Source organism: Streptomyces sp. NPDC001530, assembly GCF_042894545.1.
Lineage (GTDB): Bacteria > Actinomycetota > Actinomycetes > Streptomycetales > Streptomycetaceae > Streptomyces.
The window spans coordinates 138,178-157,596 of sequence record NZ_JBIAVS010000019.1; the positions used below are offsets into that span (position 1 = coordinate 138,178).

A 19,419-nucleotide genomic window follows, 5' to 3' on the forward strand; every position below is an offset into this window, starting at 1 on the left:
GGACACCAGGGGTTCAACCGCGGCCCGGCCCCGTCCGTGGTGGCTCGTGCGCGGTGCGGCCATGGTCGTGACGCGCCGCGGCCCCGTCCGCCCCGTCCGAGGCGCCGCGCGGCGGGCGCAGTGTCCGGCCCGGCGACAGGACCGCGTCCGCCGTGTTGACGCGGGGGAGAGCGTAGGCGTGCACCTCGGTCAGCCAGCGGATCATCTGCTCGCGGACCGTGACCCGTACCGTCCAGATGTCGTCCGCGTCCTTCGCGGTGACCAGGGCGCGCACCTGCATGGTGTTGGGCGTCGAGTCCGTGACGGCCAGGCCGTAGTCGCGGCCGTCCCAGGCCGGGCACTCGCGCAGGATGTCGCGCAGTTTCTCGCGCATCGCCTCCACGGGCGCGGAGTGGTCGACGTGGAAGAAGACGATGCCGGTCATCTGGGGGGTGCCACGCGACCAGTTCTCGAAGGGCTTGGAGGTGAAGTACGAGACCGGCATGGTGATCCGGCGTTCGTCCCACGTCCGTACCGTCAGGAACGTCAGCGTGATCTCCTCGACCGTGCCCCACTCGCCGTCCACCACCACGGTGTCGCCGAGGCGCACCATGTCACCGAAGGCGATCTGCAGCCCGGCGAAGAGGTTGGCGAGCGTGGACTGCGCGGCGACACCGGCGACGATGCCGAGGATGCCGGCCGAGGCGAGCAGCGAGGCACCGGCGGCGCGCATCGCGGGGAACGTGAGCAGCATCGACGCGATCGCCACCACGGCGACGATCGCGGACACCACGCGCTGGATCAGCGTCACTTGCGTGCGCACCCGGCGGACCCGCGCCGGGTCGCGGTGGGCGGTGGCGTAGCGGGTGTACGAGGTCTCGACGATCGCCGTCGCGATGCGCACCACCAGCCACGCGGCGGACCCGATGAGGATCAGCGTCAGGGCGCGGCCGATGCCGACCCGGTGCTCCATCAGCAGCTTCGCCTGGTCGTAAGAGCCTCTGAGCAGGGCCGCGAACAGCACGAGCTGGAAGGGGACGCGGCCGCGGCGGAGCAGGCCCCACAGCGGGGTGGCCTCGTGGTGCCGGTCGTCGGCCCGACGCAGCAGGTGGTCCACACCCCACCCGACGAGCAGCGTGAGCACGACCGAGCCACCGACGACGATCAGCGGGCGCAGTACGTTCTCCATGCCTCCGACCGTATCCGGCCGGGGGCGGTCATGAACATGTGGCCCCGGCCCGGTCCCGAGAACGGGCAGGCCCGGTTCAGGGAAGGGCACGGCCCGGCGTTGTCAGTCCCGGCTGGCACCATGGGGCTCATGAACATCATGCTCTTTCACTCGACCTACGGTCTGCGGCCCGCGGTGCGAGCCGCGGCGGACCGGCTGCGCGCCGCGGGACACGAGGTGTGGACGCCCGACCTCTTCGACGGGCGCACCTTCGAGACCGTGGAGGAGGGCATGGCCTTCAAGGAAGAGATCGGCAAGGACGAGCTGCTCAAGCGCGCGGTCCTGGCCGCCGCGCCCTATTCCGAGCGGGGCCTGGTGTACGCGGGATTCTCACTCGGCGCCTCCATCGCCCAGACCTTGGCCCTCGGTGACGAGAAGGCCCGTGGACTGCTGCTCCTGCACGGCACGTCGGACATCGCTCAGAGCGCGTCGGTGGACGAGCTGCCCGTCCAGCTGCATGTCGCCGAGCCCGACCAGTTCGAGACGGACGACTGGCTGAGCGCCTGGTATCTCCAGATGCGGAGAGCGGGGGCCGACGTGGAGATCTACCGGTACGCCGGTGCGGGTCACGTCTACACCGACCCCGACTTGCCGGATTACGACGCCGAGGCGGCCGAGGCCACCTGGAAGGTGGCGCTCGGCTTCCTCGACAGCCTGTAGACAGCGTGCAGGGCCCTGCGCGGCCTGTAGAGCCCTACGGCGTTCACACCGGGTCGTACGTGCGCTCCACCTTCTGCGTGCCGCTGCGCGTGCGGTACGAACGGACCCAGGACGAGGTCGCGTCGGGGTCCGTGCGGTCGGAGAGCACGTAGTAGTCCATCTGTGCGCGGTCGGCGGTGATGTCCAGGACGCCGTAGCCGTGGCGGTCGGTGTCGACCCAGTGGACGTGCCGGTTGGCCGCGCGGATGATCGGCGCGGCCACCGCGGAGACGGTGCCCTCCGGGACCTTGACGATGTCGTCGAGGTTGTCGGAGGTGACCGAGGTGACCACGAACTCCGTGGCGGCGGAGGCGGACAGCGGGTACGTGCCGGCGTCGACCGGCACGTCGTTGGCCCAGGCCATGTGGATGTCACCGGTCAGGAAGACCGTGTTGCGGATGGCGTTGGAGCGCAGATGCGCGAGCAGTTCGCGGCGGTCGTCCGTGTAGCCGTCCCACTGGTCGGTGTTGAGGGCGATGCCCTCCTGCGGCAGTCCGAGCAGCTTGGCGAGCGGCTTGAGCAGATCGGCGGGGAGCGAGCCCACCGAGAACGGCGAGATCATCACCGAGTTGCCGACCAGGCGCCAGCTGGTGTCGGAGGCCTTGAGCCCGGCCTTCAGCCAGTCGAGCTGGGCCCGGCCGGTGAGCGTACGGTCCGGGTCGTCGACCGAGCCGCTGCCCGTGGACGCCTGCTGCGAGCGGAAGGAGCGCAGGTCGAGCAGCGAGAGATCGGCGAGCTTGCCGAAGCGCAGCCGGCGGTAGGTGGTGCCCGCGATCGCCGGGCGGACCGGCATCCACTCGAAGTAGGCCTGCTTCGCGGCGGCCTGACGGGCCGTCCAGGTGCCCTCGGCGCCCTCGGTGTGGTTCACCGCGCCGCCCGACCAGGCGTTGTCGGCGAACTCGTGGTCGTCCCAGATGGCGACGACAGGGGCCTTGTGGTGGAGCGCCTGCAGATCCGGGTCGGTCTTGTAACGGCCGTGCCGGGTGCGGTAGTCGGCGAGGGTGAGGATCTCGTTCGCGGGGGCGTGCGGCCGTACGACCGTGCCGCGCGCCGCGTACTCACCGGACTTGTACTCGTAGATGTAGTCGCCCAGGTGCAGCCAGGCGTCCAGGTCGCCGCGCGCGGCCAGGTGGCGGTAGGGGGAGAAGTAGCCCGCCTCCCAGTTGGCGCAGGAGACCACTCCGAAGCGCAGACCGGCCACGGAGGCGTCGGCGGCCGGGGCGGTGCGGGTGCGGGCGACGGGGGAGTCGATGCCCCCGGCGGAGAAGCGGAACCAGTAGTCGGTGGCGGGTTCCAGACCGCGGATGTCCGCCTTGACGGTGTGGTCGGAGGCGGCCGTCGCGGTCGTGGAGCCCTTGGCGACAAGGGAGTTGAACGCCTTGTCCTTGGCGACGGTCCAGCTCACCTCAATGTCCGGGCCGAGCCCGGAGCCGGGTATCGCCTCGGAGGTGGGCGTCACCCTGGTCCACAGCAGAATGCCGTCGGGCAGCGGATCGCCGGAGGCGACACCGTGCAGGAAGGCGGGGGCCTCGGCGGCGCGGGCGGGCAGGGCGGCCGCGAGCGGGGCGGCGAGGACGGCGGTGGCGGCCGCGGCCTTGACGACCGTACGGCGGCGCGGGGCGCGGGAGTTGACGGCGCCCGAGGAGTCGGATGATCTGAAACGACTGGTCACGAGCGATCAGGTTACCGACCAGTACACGCCAAGAGCGGGCGAACTGACAAAAGTTCGCCCGCTCTTCGACTTCTGGACCGATCAGGCCTTGAGCGCCCCGTCGATCGCCGTGGTGAACTCGGCTACCGTCATCGGCGCGTTCTTGCCGTCGGAGCCGGTGAGCTTCTTACCGTCCATCACCAGGCTGGGCGTGCCGTCGACGCCGTCCTTGTTCGTGTTGAACGTCTGGGACATGGCCAACGCCCAGGCGTCGTATGTGCCGTTCTTCACCGCGTTCTGGAACTTGGTGTTGTTCTTCAGGGCGTCGACCGTGTCGGCCACCTTGATCAGGTAGTCGTCGCTCTTGAACTTGTCGTCCGTCTCCTCGGGGTGGTACTTCGCCGAGTAGAGCGCGGTCTTGTACTCCAGGAAGGCTTCCGGGCTCACGTTCAGCGCGGCGCCCAGGGCGCTCATCGCGTTCTTGGAGCCTTCGCCGCGGGAGCCGATCTGAATCTTGCCGCTCTTGTCGGAGTCGCCGTCGAGGAACGTGCCGCCGATGTACTGGATTTTGAACTTGCCGGCGTCGAAGTCCTTCTTCAGGGTCGGGCCCACGGTTTGCTCGAACTGGGCGCAGATCGGGCAGCGCGGGTCCTCGTAGAGCTTCAGGGTCTTCTTCGCGGTGCTCTTGCCGACGACGACGGTCGTCCCGTTGGTGCCCGTGGTGTTGGCCGGCGCGACGACCTTGTCGTCCCTCGCGGAATCCCAGTGGGTGGGCTTGTTGTTCTGCACGACGGCGTAGCCGATGCCGCCGGCTATCGCGAGGACGGCGACGAGCGAGCCGGCCACGACGGCCTGCCGCTTGATCTTGTCGCGCTTGGCCTGGCGCTCGCGCTCGAGGCGCAGCTTCTCCCGGGCCGCCGTCTTCGCCGCCTGACTGTTCCGCTTGCTCATAGTGGTGATCTCCATGGAGGACGCGCACATGCCGTACGCGGGATACGTAAGGGGGACTGCTGGTGCTCAGGTGGTGTCGCTCAGGCGGGCTTACTCACGCGAAAGCGACCGAGCACGGCGGTCCACGCCGTCCCAGGGAGTGCACGAACAGGCGCGTACGGGCGGTGGCCGTCCGGCGCGCGGTGCGCGGCAGCCGGCGGACCGGAGCGAGCCGCACGGTCACCGCGGCGACCGCGATCAGCAGCGGCCGGAAGGTCGAGGCGGCCACCGCGCGCAGCAGCTGGTCCAGGGCTCGTTCGCCGCGGCGCAGCCAGGCGGCCGCGAGCAGGCCGACCGTGACGTGGGCGCCGAGCAGCAGCCAGGCGGCGGCCGGGTCGGCGTGCGCGAGCAGGACCGCCGCACGGTCGGACTGGCCCCCCGTCACCCGAGCCAGCGGGGTGCCCACGCTGCCGCCGCACAGGACGTCGAAGCCGACCGAGCGCAGCGGGCCCGCGACCGGGCCGCCCGTCCTGCCGTAACAGACGTGCTGGCCCGAGGTGAACACGGTGTCGGCGGCCAGCTCCAGCGGGATCAGCAGGGCCGCGATCCGCCCGAAGCCGCGCTCGCGGCCGGCCAGCGCGTACGCGATGACGAAGACGGCGGCGGCGATCGCGGCCACGGTGCTCAGCGGCAGCGGAACCCGGGACAACAGCACGTGCGACGCGGTGGAGAGCGTCACGACGACAGCCGTGAACAGCGCCGCGCGCACGGCTCTGAGCTGGGTCCCGGATATGTCCATAGCGGAGGAGAGTCTCCCACGCGCTCCCGTAAGGGTCCCCTAAAGGGTTCCTATGCGTTACGGGAGCGTTGTGAGACCGCCGCAGGAGGCCTTACAGGCCCGGGATCCGGCCGTTGCGGAACAGGTCCACGAAGATCTGGTGGTCGGCGCGCGCGCGTGCGCCGTAGCTGTGCGCGAAGTCCACCAGGAGGTCCGCGAAGCCGTCCTCGTCACCGGCGATCGCCGCGTCGATGGCCCGCTCCGTGGAGAACGGGACCAGCTCCGAGTGGCCGCTCTCGTCGTCCGCCGCCGCGTGCATCGTGGCCGTGGCCCGGCCCAGGTCGGCGACGACCGAGGCGATCTCCTCGGTGTCGTCGATGTCGCCCCAGTCCAGGTCCACCGCGTACGGCGACACCTCGGCGACCAGCTGGCCCGCGCCGTCCAGCTCGGTCCAGCCCAGCCACGGGTCGGCGTGCGCCTGGAGCGCGCGCTGCGAGATCACCGTGCGGTGGCCCTCGTGCTGGAAGTACTCGCGGATCGCGGAGTCCGTGATGTGCCGGGAGACGGCCGGGGTCTGGGCCTGCTTGATGTAGATCACGACATCGTTCTCCAGGGCGTCGCTGTGGCCCTCCAGAAGGATGTTGTACGACGGCAGGCCCGCCGAGCCGATGCCGATGCCGCGGCGGCCGACGACGTCCTTCACGCGGTACGAGTCCGGGCGGGCCAGCGACGTCTCCGGCAGCGTCTCCAGGTAGCCGTCGAAGGCCGCCAGCACCTTGTAGCGGGTGGCCGCGTCCAGCTCGATGGAGCCGCCGCCGGGCGCGAAGCGGCGCTCGAAGTCACGGATCTCGGTCATCGAGTCGAGCAGCCCGAAGCGGGTCAGCGAGCGGGCGTCGCGCAGCGCGTCCAGCAGGGGGCCCTCGGCGGTGTCCAGCGTGAAGGGCGGCACCTCGTCGCTCTTGGCGCCGGTGGCGAGGGCGTGGATGCGCTCGCGGTAGGCGGCCGCGTACACCTTGACCAGCTCGGTGATCTGCTCGTCGCTGAGCGCCTTCGCGTACCCGATGAGCGCCACGGAGGCCGCGAAGCGCTTGAGGTCCCAGGTGAAGGGGCCGACGTACGCCTCGTCGAAGTCGTTCACATTGAAGATCAGGCGGCCCTGGGCGTCCATGTACGTGCCGAAGTTCTCGGCGTGCAGGTCGCCGTGGATCCAGACCCGGGAGGTCCGCTCGTCCAGGTACGGTCCGCCCCGCTTTTCCTGGTCGAGGTCGTGGTAGAAGAGGCCCGCCGTGCCCCGGTAGAACGCGAAGGCGGAGGCCGCCATCTTGCGGAACTTCACGCGGAACGCGGCCGGATCGGCGGCCAGGAGCTCGCCGAAGGCGGTGTCGAAGACGGCGAGGATCTGCTCGCCGCGTTGCTCGGCGCTGAGCTGCGGGACCGACATCGCTGGGTGCCTCCTGGTGCAGGTGGTGCGTGACATGGGGGGACGGGCGCGCCGTCCCCGGGGACATGCGGTCCGTCCGTCCACTTCCAACGGACGACAGACCGCCGGAGTGCCCGGATTCCGTCGACGAAGGTACGCCGACGCCGTGGGATCCGAGTACCCCGGATGAAGGTACGTGTGATCTCCCGCGGAGTGTCAGTGGCCCGGCATAGACTTCGACGCTGTCCCCCCAGACTGTCCGCAGCCTGTCGACGATTGTTCTTCTTGGAGGCCGAAGCCGTGTCAAAGCCGCCGTTCACGCACCTGCACGTCCACACCCAGTACTCGCTGCTGGACGGTGCCGCGCGGCTCAAGGACATGTTCAATGCCTGCAACGAGATGGGCATGACACACATCGCCATGAGCGACCACGGCAACCTCCACGGGGCGTACGACTTCTTCCACACGGCCAAGAAGTCGGGCGTCACTCCGATCATCGGCATCGAGGCGTACGTCGCTCCGGAGTCCCGGCGCAACAAGCGCAAGATCCAGTGGGGCCAGCCGCACCAGAAGCGCGACGACGTGTCCGGTTCGGGTGGTTACACGCACAAGACGATCTGGGCGGCCAACAAGACGGGTCTGCACAACCTCTTCCGGCTCTCCTCGGACGCATACGCCGAGGGCTGGCTGCAGAAGTGGCCGCGCATGGACAAGGAGACCATCTCCCAGTGGTCCGAGGGGCTCATCGCCTCCACCGGCTGCCCCTCCGGTGAGCTGCAGACGCGGCTGCGCCTCGGTCAGTACGACGAGGCCCTGAAGTCGGCCGCCGAGTACCAGGACATCTTCGGCAAGGACCGGTACTTCCTGGAGCTGATGGACCACGGCATCGACATCGAGCGCCGGGTCCGCGACGGCCTCCTGGAGATCGGCAAGAAGCTCGGCATCCCGCCCCTGGTGACGAACGACTCGCACTACACGTACGCCCACGAGGCGACCGCGCACGACGCTCTGCTGTGCATCCAGACCGGCAAGAACCTCTCGGACCCGGACCGTTTCCGCTTCGACGGCACCGGCTACTACCTGAAGTCCACGGACGAGATGTACGCCATCGACTCCTCGGACGCCTGGCAGGAGGGCTGTGCCAACACCCTCCTGGTGGCCGAGCAGATCGACACCTCCGGCATGTTCGAAGCGAAGAACCTCATGCCGAAGTTCGACATCCCCGAGGGGTACACCGAGGTCACCTGGTTCCAGGAGGAGGTCCGCCGGGGCATGGAGCGCCGCTTCCCGGGCGGCATTCCCGAGGACCGCCAGAAGCAGGCCGAGTACGAGATGGACGTCATCATCCAGATGGGGTTCCCGGGGTACTTCCTCGTCGTCGCCGACTTCATCATGTGGGCCAAGAAGCAGGGCATCGCCGTGGGCCCGGGCCGTGGCTCGGCGGCCGGTTCGATCGTCGCGTACGCCATGGGCATCACCGACCTCGACCCGATCCCGCACGGTCTGATCTTCGAGCGCTTCCTGAACCCCGAGCGCGTCTCCATGCCCGACGTCGACATCGACTTCGACGAGCGTCGGCGCGTCGAAGTGATCAGGTATGTGACAGAGAAGTACGGCGCCGACAAGGTCGCCATGATCGGCACGTACGGCAAGATCAAGGCGAAGAACGCGATCAAGGACTCCGCGCGTGTGCTGGGCTACCCGTACGCGATGGGTGACCGACTCACCAAGGCGATGCCCGCCGACGTCCTCGGCAAGGGCATCGACCTCAGCGGCATCACCGACTCCTCGCACCCGCGCTACAGCGAGGCCGGCGAGATCCGGGCGATGTACGAGAACGAGCCGGACGTGAAGAAGGTCATCGACACCGCCAAGGGCGTCGAGGGCCTGGTCCGGCAGATGGGCGTGCACGCCGCCGGCGTCATCATGTCCAGCGAGCCCATCGTCGACCACGCGCCGGTCTGGGTGCGGCACACGGACGGCGTGACCATCACGCAGTGGGACTACCCGCAGTGCGAGTCGCTCGGCCTGCTGAAGATGGACTTCCTCGGCCTGCGCAACCTGACGATCATGGACGACGCCGTCAAGATGGTGAAGTCCAACAAGGGCGTCGACCTCGACCTGCTGGCCCTCCCGCTCGACGATCCGACGACCTTCGAGCTGCTCCAGCGCGGCGAGACGCTCGGCGTCTTCCAGTTCGACGGCGGCCCCATGCGCTCGCTGCTGCGCCTGATGAAGCCCGACAACTTCGAAGACATCTCCGCCGTCTCGGCGCTCTACCGTCCCGGCCCGATGGGCATGGACTCGCACACGAACTACGCGCTCCGCAAGAACGGCCTGCAGGAGATCACGCCGATCCACAAGGAGCTGGAGGAGCCCCTCCAGGAGGTCCTGGCGGTCACCTACGGCCTGATCGTCTACCAGGAGCAGGTGCAGAAGGCCGCCCAGATCATCGCCGGGTACTCGCTCGGCGAGGCCGACATCCTGCGCCGTGTGATGGGCAAGAAGAAGCCCGACGAGCTGGCGAAGAACTTCACCATCTTCCAGGCCGGCGCCCAGAAGAACGGCTACAGCGACGAGGCCATCCAGGCCCTGTGGGACGTGCTGGTCCCCTTCGCCGGCTACGCCTTCAACAAGGCCCACTCGGCCGCGTACGGCCTGGTCTCGTACTGGACCGCCTACCTGAAGGCGAACTACCCCGCCGAGTACATGGCGGGCCTGCTCACCTCGGTCAAGGACGACAAGGACAAGTCCGCGATCTATCTGAACGAGTGCCGGCGCATGGGCATCAAGGTGCTGCCGCCCAACGTCAACGAGTCGGAGCAGAACTTCGCCGCGCAGGGCGACGACGTGATCCTCTTCGGCCTCTCCGCCGTCCGCAACGTCGGTACGAACGTGGTCGAGTCGATCATCAAGAGCCGCAAGGCCAAGGGGAAGTACGCCTCCTTCCCGGACTACCTCGACAAGGTCGAGGCCGTCGCCTGCAACAAGCGCACCACGGAATCGCTGATCAAGGCAGGCGCGTTCGACACGATGGGACACACCCGCAAGGGCCTCACCGCGCAGTTCGAGCCGATGATCGACAACGTGGTGCAGGTCAAGCGCAAGGAGGCCGAGGGCCAGTTCGACCTCTTCGGCGGCATGGGCGAGGAGGAGACGAGCGAGCCCGGCTTCGGACTCGACGTCGAGTTCACGACCGAGGAGTGGGACAAGGCCTATCTGCTCGCCCAGGAGCGGGAGATGCTCGGTCTGTACGTCTCCGACCACCCGCTCTTCGGCCTGGAGCACGTGCTGTCCGACAAGGCGGACGCGGGCATCTCCCAGCTCACCGGAGGTGAGCACGCGGACGGCGCGGTCGTGACGATCGGCGGCATCATCTCGGGCCTGCAGCGCAAGATGACCAAACAGGGCAACGCCTGGGCGATCGCGACGGTGGAGGACCTCGCGGGCTCCATCGAGTGCATGTTCTTCCCGGCGACGTACCAGCTGGTGTCGACCCAACTCGTCGAGGACGCGGTCGTGTTCGTCAAGGGCCGCCTCGACAAGCGCGAGGACGTGCCGCGCCTGGTCGCGATGGAGCTCCAGGTCCCCGACCTGTCGAACGCGGGCACCAACGCACCCGTGATCCTCACCATCCCGGCGGTCAAGGTCACCCCGCCCATGGTCAGCCGCCTCGGGGAGATCCTCAGCCACCACAAGGGCGAGAGCGAGGTCCGCATCAAGCTCCAGGGCCCGCGCAAGACGACGGTCCTGCGGCTCGACCGGCACCGCGTGAAGCCGGATCCGGCGCTCTTCGGCGACCTGAAGGTGCTGCTGGGCCCGTCCTGCCTGGCGGGCTGAGGCACGTAGCGGCGGGCTGACACCCGCCAACAGATGTACGCGAGGGGCGCATCCGCCAACGGATGCGCCCCTCGGTGTGTGTCTGGGCTTCAACAGCCCGTGCGCCGGGCCTTAGTTGTGGCCGAAGCGCTTCTGCTGTTTACGGGCAACATCCGCGGGGCTGCCCTGCGCATGCGTCATCGGCGACTGCTGAGCCTCCGCCGAGGACCGCGGCGCCTGCTCATGGGCCTGCTCGGCCTGCGAGGCGCGGTTCTGCTCGGTGCCCTGCTTGCGGTTCTTGTTCTTGGCCATGGTGATCTGCCTCCTGGGGGGGATCTAGGGGCCAGGGCCGCGACCAGATTCACATAGGCTGACAACCGGCGCATTTCAGAGAATTACCGTGCGTAATAAGCCCTGTCGAAGGGTGATCTCTCGATCCGCCACGCCGAAGATCGAGTTCCGGCCGTTAACCTCCGCGCGGTCGGGCAGACTCGAAGGAAGCCCGAAGCAAACCTCCCGGAAAGAGGGTGGATCGCGTGGACCGCTGCATCGTCCTGGTGGACGCCGGGTATCTGCTCGGGGCTGCTGCCAGTCTCCTCGCCGGGGAGCCTTCTCGATCCCGGATCACCGTCGACCACGCCGCCCTCATCCAGGGCCTGCGCGAGCGCGCCGAGTCCGACACGGAGCGGCCCCTGCTGCGCATCTACTGGTTCGACGGCGCGCCCGACCGGGTACCGCAGCCGGAGCATCGCAGGCTGCGCGTGATGCCGCGCGTGACGGTGCGCCTCGGCGCCCTGACCCGTAGCGACGGGCGGTGGGCGCAGAAGGGCGTCGACGCCGCCATGCACGCCGAACTGACCGAGCTGGCGCGCAACCGCGCCTGCTCCGACGTGGTCCTGGTGACCGGCGACGGGGATCTGCTGCCGGGCATGATGGCCGCCAAGGAGCACGGCGTCGCCGTACACCTGTGGGCCGTACAGGCCGCCGACGGCGACTACAACCAGTCCGAGGACCTGGTGGCCGAGGCCGACGAGCGCCGTGTGCTCGACCGGACCTGGATCACCAAGGCCGTACGTGCCAAGGAACTCGGCGGGATCTGCGCGCCGCCGCCCGCGCCGCGCCCCGAGATCGCCGCCATCCTCTCCGCGCCACTGCCCGAGTCGGCGCTCACCACGGCGGCCGAGCGGCCCCCGCAGGAGGCGGAACACCGCACGGCCGCCGAGTCGCAGAACGGCGCCGAGGAGCGGGTGCCCGCCCCCAAGGGCGTCCCCACGCCGAAGGACCTGGCCGCGCTGCGCGGACCCGGCACCCAGGCCGCCCAGCACCCCGCGAGCGCCACGCTGCGCTGGTCCTCCGACAAGGGCTGGATCGAGCGGCCCGGGAGCGCCCAGGAGTCCGCGGAGGCCGCCGCGCTGCCCACGCTCGCCCAGCTCACCTCCGCCGAGCAGCGGTGGGCCGACCGCGAGGAGGACATCACCACGGTCGGCGGCGACCCGTACGAGGTCGGACAGGTCTTCGCGCGCCGCTGGATGGAGCGCCTGACCGACCAGAGCCATCTGCAGAAGCTGTCCACGATGTACCCGCGGATTCCGCACCGGGTGGACGGCGAACTGCTGCGCTACGCGGCCCGCTTCGGCCTGCTCGCGCACAAGGACGACCAGATCGACGAGCACGACCGGTACGCGATCCGGGCGGGCTTCTGGCGCGAGATCGACGTGCGTACGGCGGCGGAACACGCGCCTGCCGGAGAGTGAGCGGATGCCTCCGCCGGGGGCTGAGCCACGGCCCCGGGCGCATAACGGGGCATCGGACCCCGTACTCTCGTCCTTCGTGAGTACGCGCACGGCACAGGCAGTCCGGAACGGACACAGAGGCGATGTCGTGTGCGCCGTGCGGGGTCTCACCAAGACCTATGCGGCGGTCCGCGGACGCCGCGGCACCCCGGCGACACCCGAGGTGCGCGCCACCGACGGGGTACGGCTGGACATCCGGCGCGGCGAGATCTTCGGCCTGCTCGGGCCGAACGGCGCGGGCAAATCGACCCTCGTACGGCAGCTGACCGGGCTCATGCGCCCTGACAGCGGCAGCGTGGAAATCCTCGGGCACGACATCGTGCGCCACCCGGAGCGGGCGGCGCGGATCCTCGCCTACCTCGGCCAGGAGTCCACCGCCCTCGACGAGCTGACCGTGTCGCTCGCCGCCGAGACGACCGGACGACTGCGCGGCCTCGACCTGCGCGACGCGCGGGCCGAGCGGGACGCCGTACTCGACGAACTGGGCCTCACTCCGCTCGCCTCCCGCCCCCTGAAGAAGCTGTCCGGCGGCCAGCGCAGGCTCGCCTGCTTCGCCGCCGCGCTCGTGGGGGAGCGGCCACTGCTCGTCCTCGACGAGCCGACCACCGGGATGGACCCCGTTGCCCGGCGCGCCGTGTGGTCCGCCGTCGACCGGCGCCGCGCGGAACACGGCACCACCGTCCTGCTCGTCACCCACAACGTCATCGAGGCCGAGACCGTCCTCGACCGGGTCGCCGTCCTCGACAAGGGCCGCGTCATCGCCTGCGACACCCCGGCCGGGCTGAAGGAGCGCGTCGCGGGCGAGGTGCGGGTCGAACTCGTCTGGCGCGAGAGCGCTCCGCTCCATGTCCCCGAGGTCGCGGCCCTGCGCGCCCGCGCCGTCGAGTCCGGCCGCCGCTGGACCCTGCGGCTCGCCCCCGAGGAGGCCCGCGCGGCCGTCGCCACGGTCACCGGAGGCGCCGCCTTCGCCGCCCTCGACGACTTCACCCTGGCCACGCCGAGCCTGGAGGACGTGTACCTCGCGCTCGGCGGCAATGCGCAGGGGCTGGTGAAGGCGTGAGTACGTGGGACGCGGAAACCGTACGTAAGGTACGAGGCGTGGTGGGCAGCCCGGGGGAGGCCGCGGGCGCCCGGAACAGGACGGCTGCCGAAGTGAAGGGGAGCAGCTCGACGTGAGTGTCGTACCCGCTGGAGTTCTGCCGGGCAGTGCGCTGCCCGTGGCCGAGGACGCCGGCGATGCCGCGGAACTGGGGCCGCGCGCGCGGCTGTGGCCGTCGCTGGCCGCCGTGTACCGCGCGCAGCTCTCCCGGGCGCGCGTCGCGCGGATCCCGCTGCTGTTCGTGGCCACCTTCCAGTCCGTCGGAATCATGATCCTGATGCGGGGCGTGGTGGACGGCGGGGGCGAGGCGCGGGCCGTGGTGGCCGGATCCTCGGTCCTCGTGGTGGCCTTCGTCGCCCTCAACCTCCTCGCGCAGTACTTCGGGCAGCTGCGCGCCAGCGGCGGGCTCGACCACTACGCGACGCTGCCGGTGCCGCCGGCCTCCGTCGTGCTCGGCGCCGCGGGCGCGTACGCGTCGTTCACCGTGCCCGGGACCGTCGCCACCGCCGTCTTCGGCTCCGTACTCTTCGGGCTGCCGATGGCCCACCTGTGGGTGCTGGCCGCCGTCATCCCGCTCGCGGGCGCCGCGCTCGCCGGGCTTGGGGCCGCGCTCGGGCTGCTCGCGCCGCGGCCCGAACTCGCCACGCTGCTCGGGCAGTTGGGGATGTCTGCGGCGCTGCTCCTGGGGGTGCTGCCGGCGGACCGGCTGCCCACGGTCGTGCAGTACGGCCGTGATCTGCTGCCCTCGACCTATGGCGTCGAGGCCTTCGCCCGCACCTTCGGGCCGCACCCCGACTGGGCCGCCGTCCTCGGTGACCTGGCCGTCTGCGCCGGTGTCGGGGTGGCCTCGCTGGCGCTCGCGACCTGGGCGTACCGTCGGGCGGCCGTCCGGTGACGCGGCGGACAGCCGGGCCTGGCACGATGTCAGGGTGACCGCTCCGTTGACTCCGCCTCCGCCGCCGCATGAACAGTCTCCGCACAGTCAGTCCCCGCACAGTCAGTCCCCGCACCATGCCTGGCAGGCCTCGCCCGTTCCCGGGCAGGGGGCTCCCGCCCCGTATCAGGCCGCGTATGAAGCCTCCTATGGACAGGACGGCCCCGGGATGAAGACCGAAGTGCGGGAGGCCGCCGTGATCACGGCGGCGGTGGCGCTCGCGGGGGTGCTGCTCGGGGTGCTGTGGTGGTGGCTGGCGCCGCATGTGCCGCTGATCGCGGACGACAGTGCGGTGTATCTGAAGGACACCGAGGGGGAGCAGGCCATCGGGGTCGATGGAACGTTCACTCTGCTGGCGTTGGCTTTCGGGGCCGTGAGTGCGCTGGTGGTCTTTCTGGTGCGCCGGCGTGGGGGTGTGCCGCTGGTCGTCGCGCTCGCTGTGGGAGGGCTGCTCGGATCGCTGCTTGCCTGGCGGGTCGGGATCTGGCTCGGGCCCACGCAGGACGTGGTCGCTCACGCGAAGGCTGTCGGCAAGGGGGTTACCTTTTCCGCGCCGCTGAAGCTGGGGGCGAAGGGCGCGTTGCTGGCGTGGTCCGTGGCGGGCCTGGTCGTCCACCTCGGCCTTACGGCCCTCTTCGGGCCCCGGGATCCGGATCCGTACGCGAGCCCGTACGGGACGCCTGCGCCTCCCGCGCCTCCGGCTGGGTGAGCTTTCTCGCCCCCTCCGCCCCTACCCGTCCCGTACCTGGGGGCTGCCGCCCCCAGACCCCCGCTATCGCGCTTCGCGCTCGTCCTCAAACGCCGGACGGGCTGAAGATTTCCAGCCCCGGTCGGCAAAAGTTCAGCCCCTCCGGCGTTTGAGGAGCGGGGGTTTGGGGGCGGACGGCTAGGCCGGGCGCCTGCCGTGGTTGGAGCGGCCCTTCTTGGTGCGCCACTTGCGTTTCCGCGTTTTCTTCGACATGTCCCTCGTACTTAACCGAGGACGGGACGGACGTCGAGGGGTCACGCACGGGCGACGGGCGCGGACACCGCTTCCGTGAGGGCGGCAAGGTCGGCGGGGGCGAGCTCGACCTCCAGACCCCGGCGGCCCGCCGAGACGCAGATCGTGGTGTGGAGCCGGGCCGACGAGTCCAGCACCGTGCGGAGCTTCTTGCGCTGGCCGAGAGGCGAGATGCCGCCGCGGACGTAGCCCGTGGTGCGTTCGGCCGCCGCCGGGTCCGCCATCGCCGCACGCTTGCCGCCCACCGCCGTGGCCAGGGCCTTGAGGTCCAGGGAGCCGGCCACCGGCACCACGGCGACCACGAGGGAACCGTCCACGTCCGCCACCAGGGTCTTGAAGACCCGGTCCGGCGACACGCCCATCGCCTCGGCGGCCTCCTCGCCGTAGGAGGGGTGGGACGGGTCGTGCTCGTAGGAGTGGACCGTGTACGGGACGCCTGCCGCCGTCAGCGCCACGGTCGCCGGCGTGCCCCCGGACTGCTGCTGCTTCTTCGACTTCTTCGCCATGGGCCTTCTCGGATACGAGAGTTACGAAAGATGCGTCCGTTGAGAAAAGTGCCTCAGTTGAGACTCGTCGGACCGCGCGTCAGGTCCGACGCCGGCAACGACGGCAGACTACGGATGATCGCGGTCTCGGCGCGCAGGAGTTTCAGCTCCTCGCGGAGGCGGGAGGCCGTGTCGGGGGCCTGCAGCAGCTGTTGTCTCGCCGGGATGTCCAGCATCGCCGCGGCCGCGACCAGGTAGGAGACCACTGCCGGTTCGTCCGGCAGCTCCGCGCCGGTGGAGAGGGAGCGTTCACGGGCGCCCGCCAGGCGCTTCTGGTACTGGCGGAAGGCCCGCAGGACGCCCTCGGCGAGTGCGCCCGCCTCCTCGCCCGGATCCTCCTCCAGCTCCTCCAGCTCGGCCGTGAGGAACGCGCCGGAGGCGTCCACGGACAGCAGCCGCACCCGCGTCGTGCCCGTCGCCAGCACCTCGAAGCTGCCGTCGGCGCGCTCCCGGATGGTCGCCGCGTCCGCGACGCAGCCCACCTCGTGGAAGGCCTTGGCCGGATCGTCGCCGAAGCCGGCGGCGGGCCCGCGCTCGGGCACGGCGGTCTGGTCCGGCATGCCGGGAGCGGTGGGCGCGACCTCGTGGCCGTCGCGGATGGCGACGACGGCGAACCTGCGCGGTTCGTCCTCGGGGGTCTTCAGCAGATCGCGCATCATGGCGCGATAACGCTCCTCGAACACGTTCAGAGGAAGCACGAGCCCCGGGAACAGCACCGAGTTCAGGGGGAAGAGCGGGAGCCGGACGGTGGTCACGACGCGAAAGCCTAATGGTCGCCGGAGCGGGCGCGTCCGTCGCGCCCACTCCGTGGATGCAGGGGCATGCCGGAGGCGACCTCCAGACGGACGCCGTCACGCAGTTCCAGGAACTGGCCGAGCGGGTCGTCCGACACCCGGTCCCAGGGGAACGACGTGGCGTACGGGCCGATCAGGCGGAGCTGCTCCAGGGCGTCCGTCCAGCGTTGCAGCCTGATCAGGACGTACGTGAGGAGGTTGCGGACCTCGGCGGGCCAGGCGTCGGCCGCGTCGTACGTAGCGGAGACCGCGATCGCGAGGTCGGCCGCCGCGTCGAGGCGTTCGCGCGGCACCGCGGCCCCTCCGCCCTCGGTCAGATACGCGAAGGCCGCGCGCACCGGCAGCGCCTGCACCAGGGAGCCGGGCAGCGCGTCCTGCGCCGCCCGTTCGGCGAAGTCGAAGCACTCGCGGTGCGAGCCGTACCAGGCGGCCGACAGGTACTGCAGGGCGGCCACATGGCAGCCGTAGTGGTGCGGGGAGCGCCGTACGGCCTCGCCCCACAGCTTCTCGAACTCGCTGTGCCCGGCATGCGTGCCGCGGGCGTGGTCGAGCGCGATCCGCCACGGCACCGGATCGTGCGGATCGCCCGCGGCGGCGGCGACGATCAGCGGGCCGACCTGGCGCAGCAGCTCGACGCGGGCGGGCGACTCCCAGCCGCGGCGCACCGCCAGCTCGGCCTTGACGAGCCGCGCGTCCGGGTCGTGCGGGCAGGCGCCCTGCCACTCCTCGAGCCACTCGTCGCGGGAGCGCGCGAAGGCGGCGAGGCGCATCGCGTACCGGTCGCGGTTCTCCCACTCGGCGGCCTCGCGCGTGGTGGCGAGCAGCTTGGCGGCGGGGCCGTACTCGCCGCGGCCCGCGGCGACGAGCGCGGGACCGAGGCGCTCGTCCGGGGCGTCGAGCAGTACCTCGTCGTCGGCGGGCAGTCCGGCGGCGAGGCGCGACATGTTCCGTGCCATCCGTGCGGTGCGGATGAACGCGCGCAGCAGTGCCATGGTGGCCCTCCTCTGCGCCTGAACCGGCGCCGCTCTCGCGGACCGGCTCGCTCGCCGTCATGGTTCCGCAATTATTGGTTGCGGTGTAACGACGCCTGAAATGAGCCAATGGTTGTGCCCGCCGGGACAAGGCTTAGCTGCGCCGCAGCAGCCGTGTCGCCCCCGCCGCCACCGTCGTCGCCAGGACCCAGCCAAGGAGGATCACCACAGCAGCCAACCATTGCCAGCCGCCGCTCAGCTGCCAGAAGCCGACCTGGCCGAGGTCGATGACCGGCAGCAGCAGGTCCAGGGCGAACAGCGAGGCGTTCCACGGGGGATGCCCGTCGCCGTTCATCGGCGGATGGCTGGCGTGCGAGAAGGCGATCGATGTCGCCGCCCACAGCACCGCCATCCACAGGGCGGCCCGCCCGGGCCGGTACCCGTAGGCGACCGTCCAGTCCTGCGCGTACCCCCAGAGCTTGGCGGCCAGCGGCAGGGTCTCGCGGCGGCGGCGCTGCTTGGCGAGCAGCACCTCGCGCGCGTCCTCGTCCTCGCCGGAGTTGCGCAGCACGGTGGCGAGGAGCTCGTACGGCTCCGGGTTGTACTCGGCGGTCGCCGCCGCCACCCACTCCAGCCGCCGGGTCAGCGGGAACGCGCCCTGCGGCACGAGGCTCTCGTAACTGAAGCCGCCCATGTGCAGGTTGCCGGGCCCCGGCCAGCTGGTCGCCCGGTCGACCAGGTTGACGATCCGCGCGCCCGACAGCACGACCCTGCCGCGCTCGGGTCTCTCCCCGAGGAAACGCAGCTCGGGCGTCTGTACGCGGCGCAGCGACAGCTCCTGGTCGTCGTCGAAGAGGAAACGGGCCCGGTCGAAGTCGACCGCGTCCCCGAACCGCCCGTCGTCCAGCCGGATCCCGCCCTGGCACTCGAACCGCTGCACCAGCGTGCCGCGCGCCGGGGTCGTGCCGCTGGTCAGCAGCGGATTGCCGACGCCCGCGGGGGTCATGTAGAGCGTGCGGTTGACGGTGAGCTGGGGGGCGTTCAGGGCCAGGCGCGTGTACGGGTTGACCAGCTTGCTGCCGCGCAGACTGAGCGAGACGCCGACGGTGGCGCCGCGCAGGCTCAGCTCGCCGTGCGACTCCAGCATCTCGGCCTGCAGGTCCTGCCCCACGGTCATGCCGTCGCCGGTGATCGAACGCCCGCGCCGGTCCCGGTAGACCACGGCCTGGTTGAGCAGCAGATCCGTGCCGATGTGCGCGTCGGTCAGCCGTACGCCGTTGTGGAACCGGCAGCGCGGCAGATGCAGATCGCCCTCGGTGTGCACCCGGGCCGCCTCCAGGCGCGGCACCGAGCAGTCGACCAGGCGCACGGTCTGGAACCGGGCCTCCGGCAGCAGGATCTCCTTCTCGAACCGGCACCCCTTCAGCTCGACGTACGGCACCACGGTGCCGCCCGCGAGATCGAGAACGTCGGTGATCTGCACGCCGGTCAGCTTCAGGGAGGAGACACGGCCCTGGAGCGCGGGCGGGCCGTCGAGCAGCAGCCATGCCACGATCCGTGCCCGGACGCTGCGCTCGGGGCCCCAGGGATGGCCCCCGTGCGGATCGTCGACGGTCGTGTCCCCGCTGCGCAGGTCGTACACGCTGCCGTTGCGGAAGGCCTGCCACATCCCGGCCTCGGCGGCGGTCAGTTCGTCCGGCAGGTCCCCACTGCGGATGCCGGCACCCTCGGTCACGGCACTTCCCTTCCTCCCCAGCTACTCGCGGGTTTCGTACAACC

At 70.5% G+C, this 19,419-nt stretch carries 16 protein-coding genes; 6 read left to right on the plus strand and 10 right to left on the minus strand.

Features of this window, described 5'->3' with window-relative positions; genetic code table 11:
- Positions 1-13: 13 nt before the first annotated feature.
- The gene (locus ACFY0T_RS34825; protein WP_388879841.1) at positions 14-1,168 is read right to left on the minus strand and encodes a mechanosensitive ion channel family protein; all 1,155 of its coding nucleotides are present in this window, start codon (positions 1,166-1,168) and stop codon (positions 14-16) included.
- Positions 1,169-1,297: 129 nt separating this feature from the next.
- Between ACFY0T_RS34825 and ACFY0T_RS34830 the strand changes: the two genes are divergently transcribed.
- On the plus strand, positions 1,298-1,867 hold the full coding sequence (locus ACFY0T_RS34830; RefSeq protein WP_388879844.1) for a dienelactone hydrolase family protein: 570 nt from the start codon (positions 1,298-1,300) through the stop codon (positions 1,865-1,867).
- 43 nt (positions 1,868-1,910) lie between these two features.
- Here ACFY0T_RS34830 and ACFY0T_RS34835 read toward each other — a convergent pair whose 3' ends face one another.
- The 4 genes from ACFY0T_RS34835 to ACFY0T_RS34850 all read right to left on the minus strand — a co-directional run bounded on the left by ACFY0T_RS34835 (position 1,911) and on the right by ACFY0T_RS34850 (position 6,706).
- A complete protein-coding gene (locus ACFY0T_RS34835) occupies positions 1,911-3,578 on the minus strand; it encodes an alkaline phosphatase D family protein (protein ID WP_388879847.1) in 1,668 nt (555 codons plus the stop codon).
- Between the two features lie 81 nt (positions 3,579-3,659).
- A complete protein-coding gene (locus ACFY0T_RS34840) occupies positions 3,660-4,508 on the minus strand; it encodes a thioredoxin domain-containing protein (RefSeq protein ID WP_388879850.1) in 849 nt (282 codons plus the stop codon).
- Between the two features lie 94 nt (positions 4,509-4,602).
- Positions 4,603-5,286: a hypothetical protein gene (locus tag ACFY0T_RS34845; RefSeq protein WP_388879853.1), complete on the minus strand. Its 684-nt coding sequence runs from the start codon at positions 5,284-5,286 to the stop codon at positions 4,603-4,605.
- A gap of 91 nt (positions 5,287-5,377) precedes the next feature.
- The gene (locus ACFY0T_RS34850) at positions 5,378-6,706 is read right to left on the minus strand and encodes a DUF2252 domain-containing protein (RefSeq protein WP_388879856.1); all 1,329 of its coding nucleotides are present in this window, start codon (positions 6,704-6,706) and stop codon (positions 5,378-5,380) included.
- Positions 6,707-6,985: 279 nt separating this feature from the next.
- Between ACFY0T_RS34850 and dnaE the strand changes: the two genes are divergently transcribed.
- The gene (gene dnaE / locus ACFY0T_RS34855; RefSeq protein WP_388879859.1) at positions 6,986-10,525 is read left to right on the plus strand and encodes a DNA polymerase III subunit alpha; all 3,540 of its coding nucleotides are present in this window, start codon (positions 6,986-6,988) and stop codon (positions 10,523-10,525) included.
- A gap of 111 nt (positions 10,526-10,636) precedes the next feature.
- Here dnaE and ACFY0T_RS34860 read toward each other — a convergent pair whose 3' ends face one another.
- Positions 10,637-10,816: a hypothetical protein gene (locus ACFY0T_RS34860; protein WP_388879862.1), complete on the minus strand. Its 180-nt coding sequence runs from the start codon at positions 10,814-10,816 to the stop codon at positions 10,637-10,639.
- A 224-nt stretch (positions 10,817-11,040) separates the two neighbouring features.
- On the opposite strand from ACFY0T_RS34860, the gene ACFY0T_RS34865 reads away from it, so the two are divergent.
- From ACFY0T_RS34865 to ACFY0T_RS34880, 4 genes are all read left to right on the plus strand, one after another.
- Entirely contained in the window at positions 11,041-12,258 is a 1,218-nt protein-coding gene (locus ACFY0T_RS34865) for an NYN domain-containing protein (RefSeq protein WP_388879865.1), read from the plus strand.
- A 127-nt stretch (positions 12,259-12,385) separates the two neighbouring features.
- The gene (locus ACFY0T_RS34870) at positions 12,386-13,357 is read left to right on the plus strand and encodes an ABC transporter ATP-binding protein (RefSeq protein ID WP_388880065.1); all 972 of its coding nucleotides are present in this window, start codon (positions 12,386-12,388) and stop codon (positions 13,355-13,357) included.
- A gap of 112 nt (positions 13,358-13,469) precedes the next feature.
- On the plus strand, positions 13,470-14,291 hold the full coding sequence (locus tag ACFY0T_RS34875) for an ABC transporter permease (protein WP_388879868.1): 822 nt from the start codon (positions 13,470-13,472) through the stop codon (positions 14,289-14,291).
- A gap of 34 nt (positions 14,292-14,325) precedes the next feature.
- Complete coding sequence (locus ACFY0T_RS34880; RefSeq protein WP_388879871.1) at positions 14,326-15,039, plus strand: AAA family ATPase; 714 nt, start codon at positions 14,326-14,328, stop codon at positions 15,037-15,039.
- 293 nt (positions 15,040-15,332) lie between these two features.
- On the opposite strand, the gene ybaK is transcribed toward ACFY0T_RS34880, so the two are convergent.
- From ybaK to ACFY0T_RS34900, 4 genes are all read right to left on the minus strand, one after another.
- Positions 15,333-15,836 carry a Cys-tRNA(Pro) deacylase gene (ybaK, locus tag ACFY0T_RS34885; RefSeq protein ID WP_388879874.1) on the minus strand — a complete coding sequence of 168 codons (504 nt, stop codon included), beginning with the start codon at positions 15,834-15,836 and terminating at the stop codon, positions 15,333-15,335.
- Between the two features lie 53 nt (positions 15,837-15,889).
- Positions 15,890-16,630: an LON peptidase substrate-binding domain-containing protein gene (locus ACFY0T_RS34890; protein ID WP_388879876.1), complete on the minus strand. Its 741-nt coding sequence runs from the start codon at positions 16,628-16,630 to the stop codon at positions 15,890-15,892.
- An 11-nt stretch (positions 16,631-16,641) separates the two neighbouring features.
- Positions 16,642-17,661: a hypothetical protein gene (locus ACFY0T_RS34895; protein WP_388879879.1), complete on the minus strand. Its 1,020-nt coding sequence runs from the start codon at positions 17,659-17,661 to the stop codon at positions 16,642-16,644.
- Positions 17,662-17,794: 133 nt separating this feature from the next.
- Positions 17,795-19,375 (minus strand): oxidoreductase, encoded by a 1,581-nt coding sequence (locus ACFY0T_RS34900; RefSeq protein WP_388879882.1) that lies wholly within the window; start codon positions 19,373-19,375, stop codon positions 17,795-17,797.
- Positions 19,376-19,419: the final 44 nt, after the last annotated feature.

Excerpts from the sequence above, each read along its gene's own strand:
- ACFY0T_RS34825 (WP_388879841.1), bottom strand. The coding sequence starts at position 1,168 with ATGGAGAACGTACTGCGCCCGCTGATCGTCGTCGGTGGCTCGGTCGTG.
- ACFY0T_RS34830 (WP_388879844.1), top strand. The coding sequence starts at position 1,298 with ATGAACATCATGCTCTTTCACTCGACCTACGGTCTGCGGCCCGCGGTG.
- ACFY0T_RS34840 (WP_388879850.1), bottom strand. The coding sequence starts at position 4,508 with ATGAGCAAGCGGAACAGTCAGGCGGCGAAGACGGCGGCCCGGGAGAAG.
- ACFY0T_RS34845 (WP_388879853.1), bottom strand. The coding sequence starts at position 5,286 with ATGGACATATCCGGGACCCAGCTCAGAGCCGTGCGCGCGGCGCTGTTC.
- ACFY0T_RS34850 (WP_388879856.1), bottom strand. The coding sequence starts at position 6,706 with ATGTCGGTCCCGCAGCTCAGCGCCGAGCAACGCGGCGAGCAGATCCTC.
- ACFY0T_RS34860 (WP_388879862.1), bottom strand. The coding sequence starts at position 10,816 with ATGGCCAAGAACAAGAACCGCAAGCAGGGCACCGAGCAGAACCGCGCC.
- ybaK (WP_388879874.1), bottom strand. The coding sequence starts at position 15,836 with ATGGCGAAGAAGTCGAAGAAGCAGCAGCAGTCCGGGGGCACGCCGGCG.
- ACFY0T_RS34895 (WP_388879879.1), bottom strand. The coding sequence starts at position 17,661 with ATGGCACTGCTGCGCGCGTTCATCCGCACCGCACGGATGGCACGGAAC.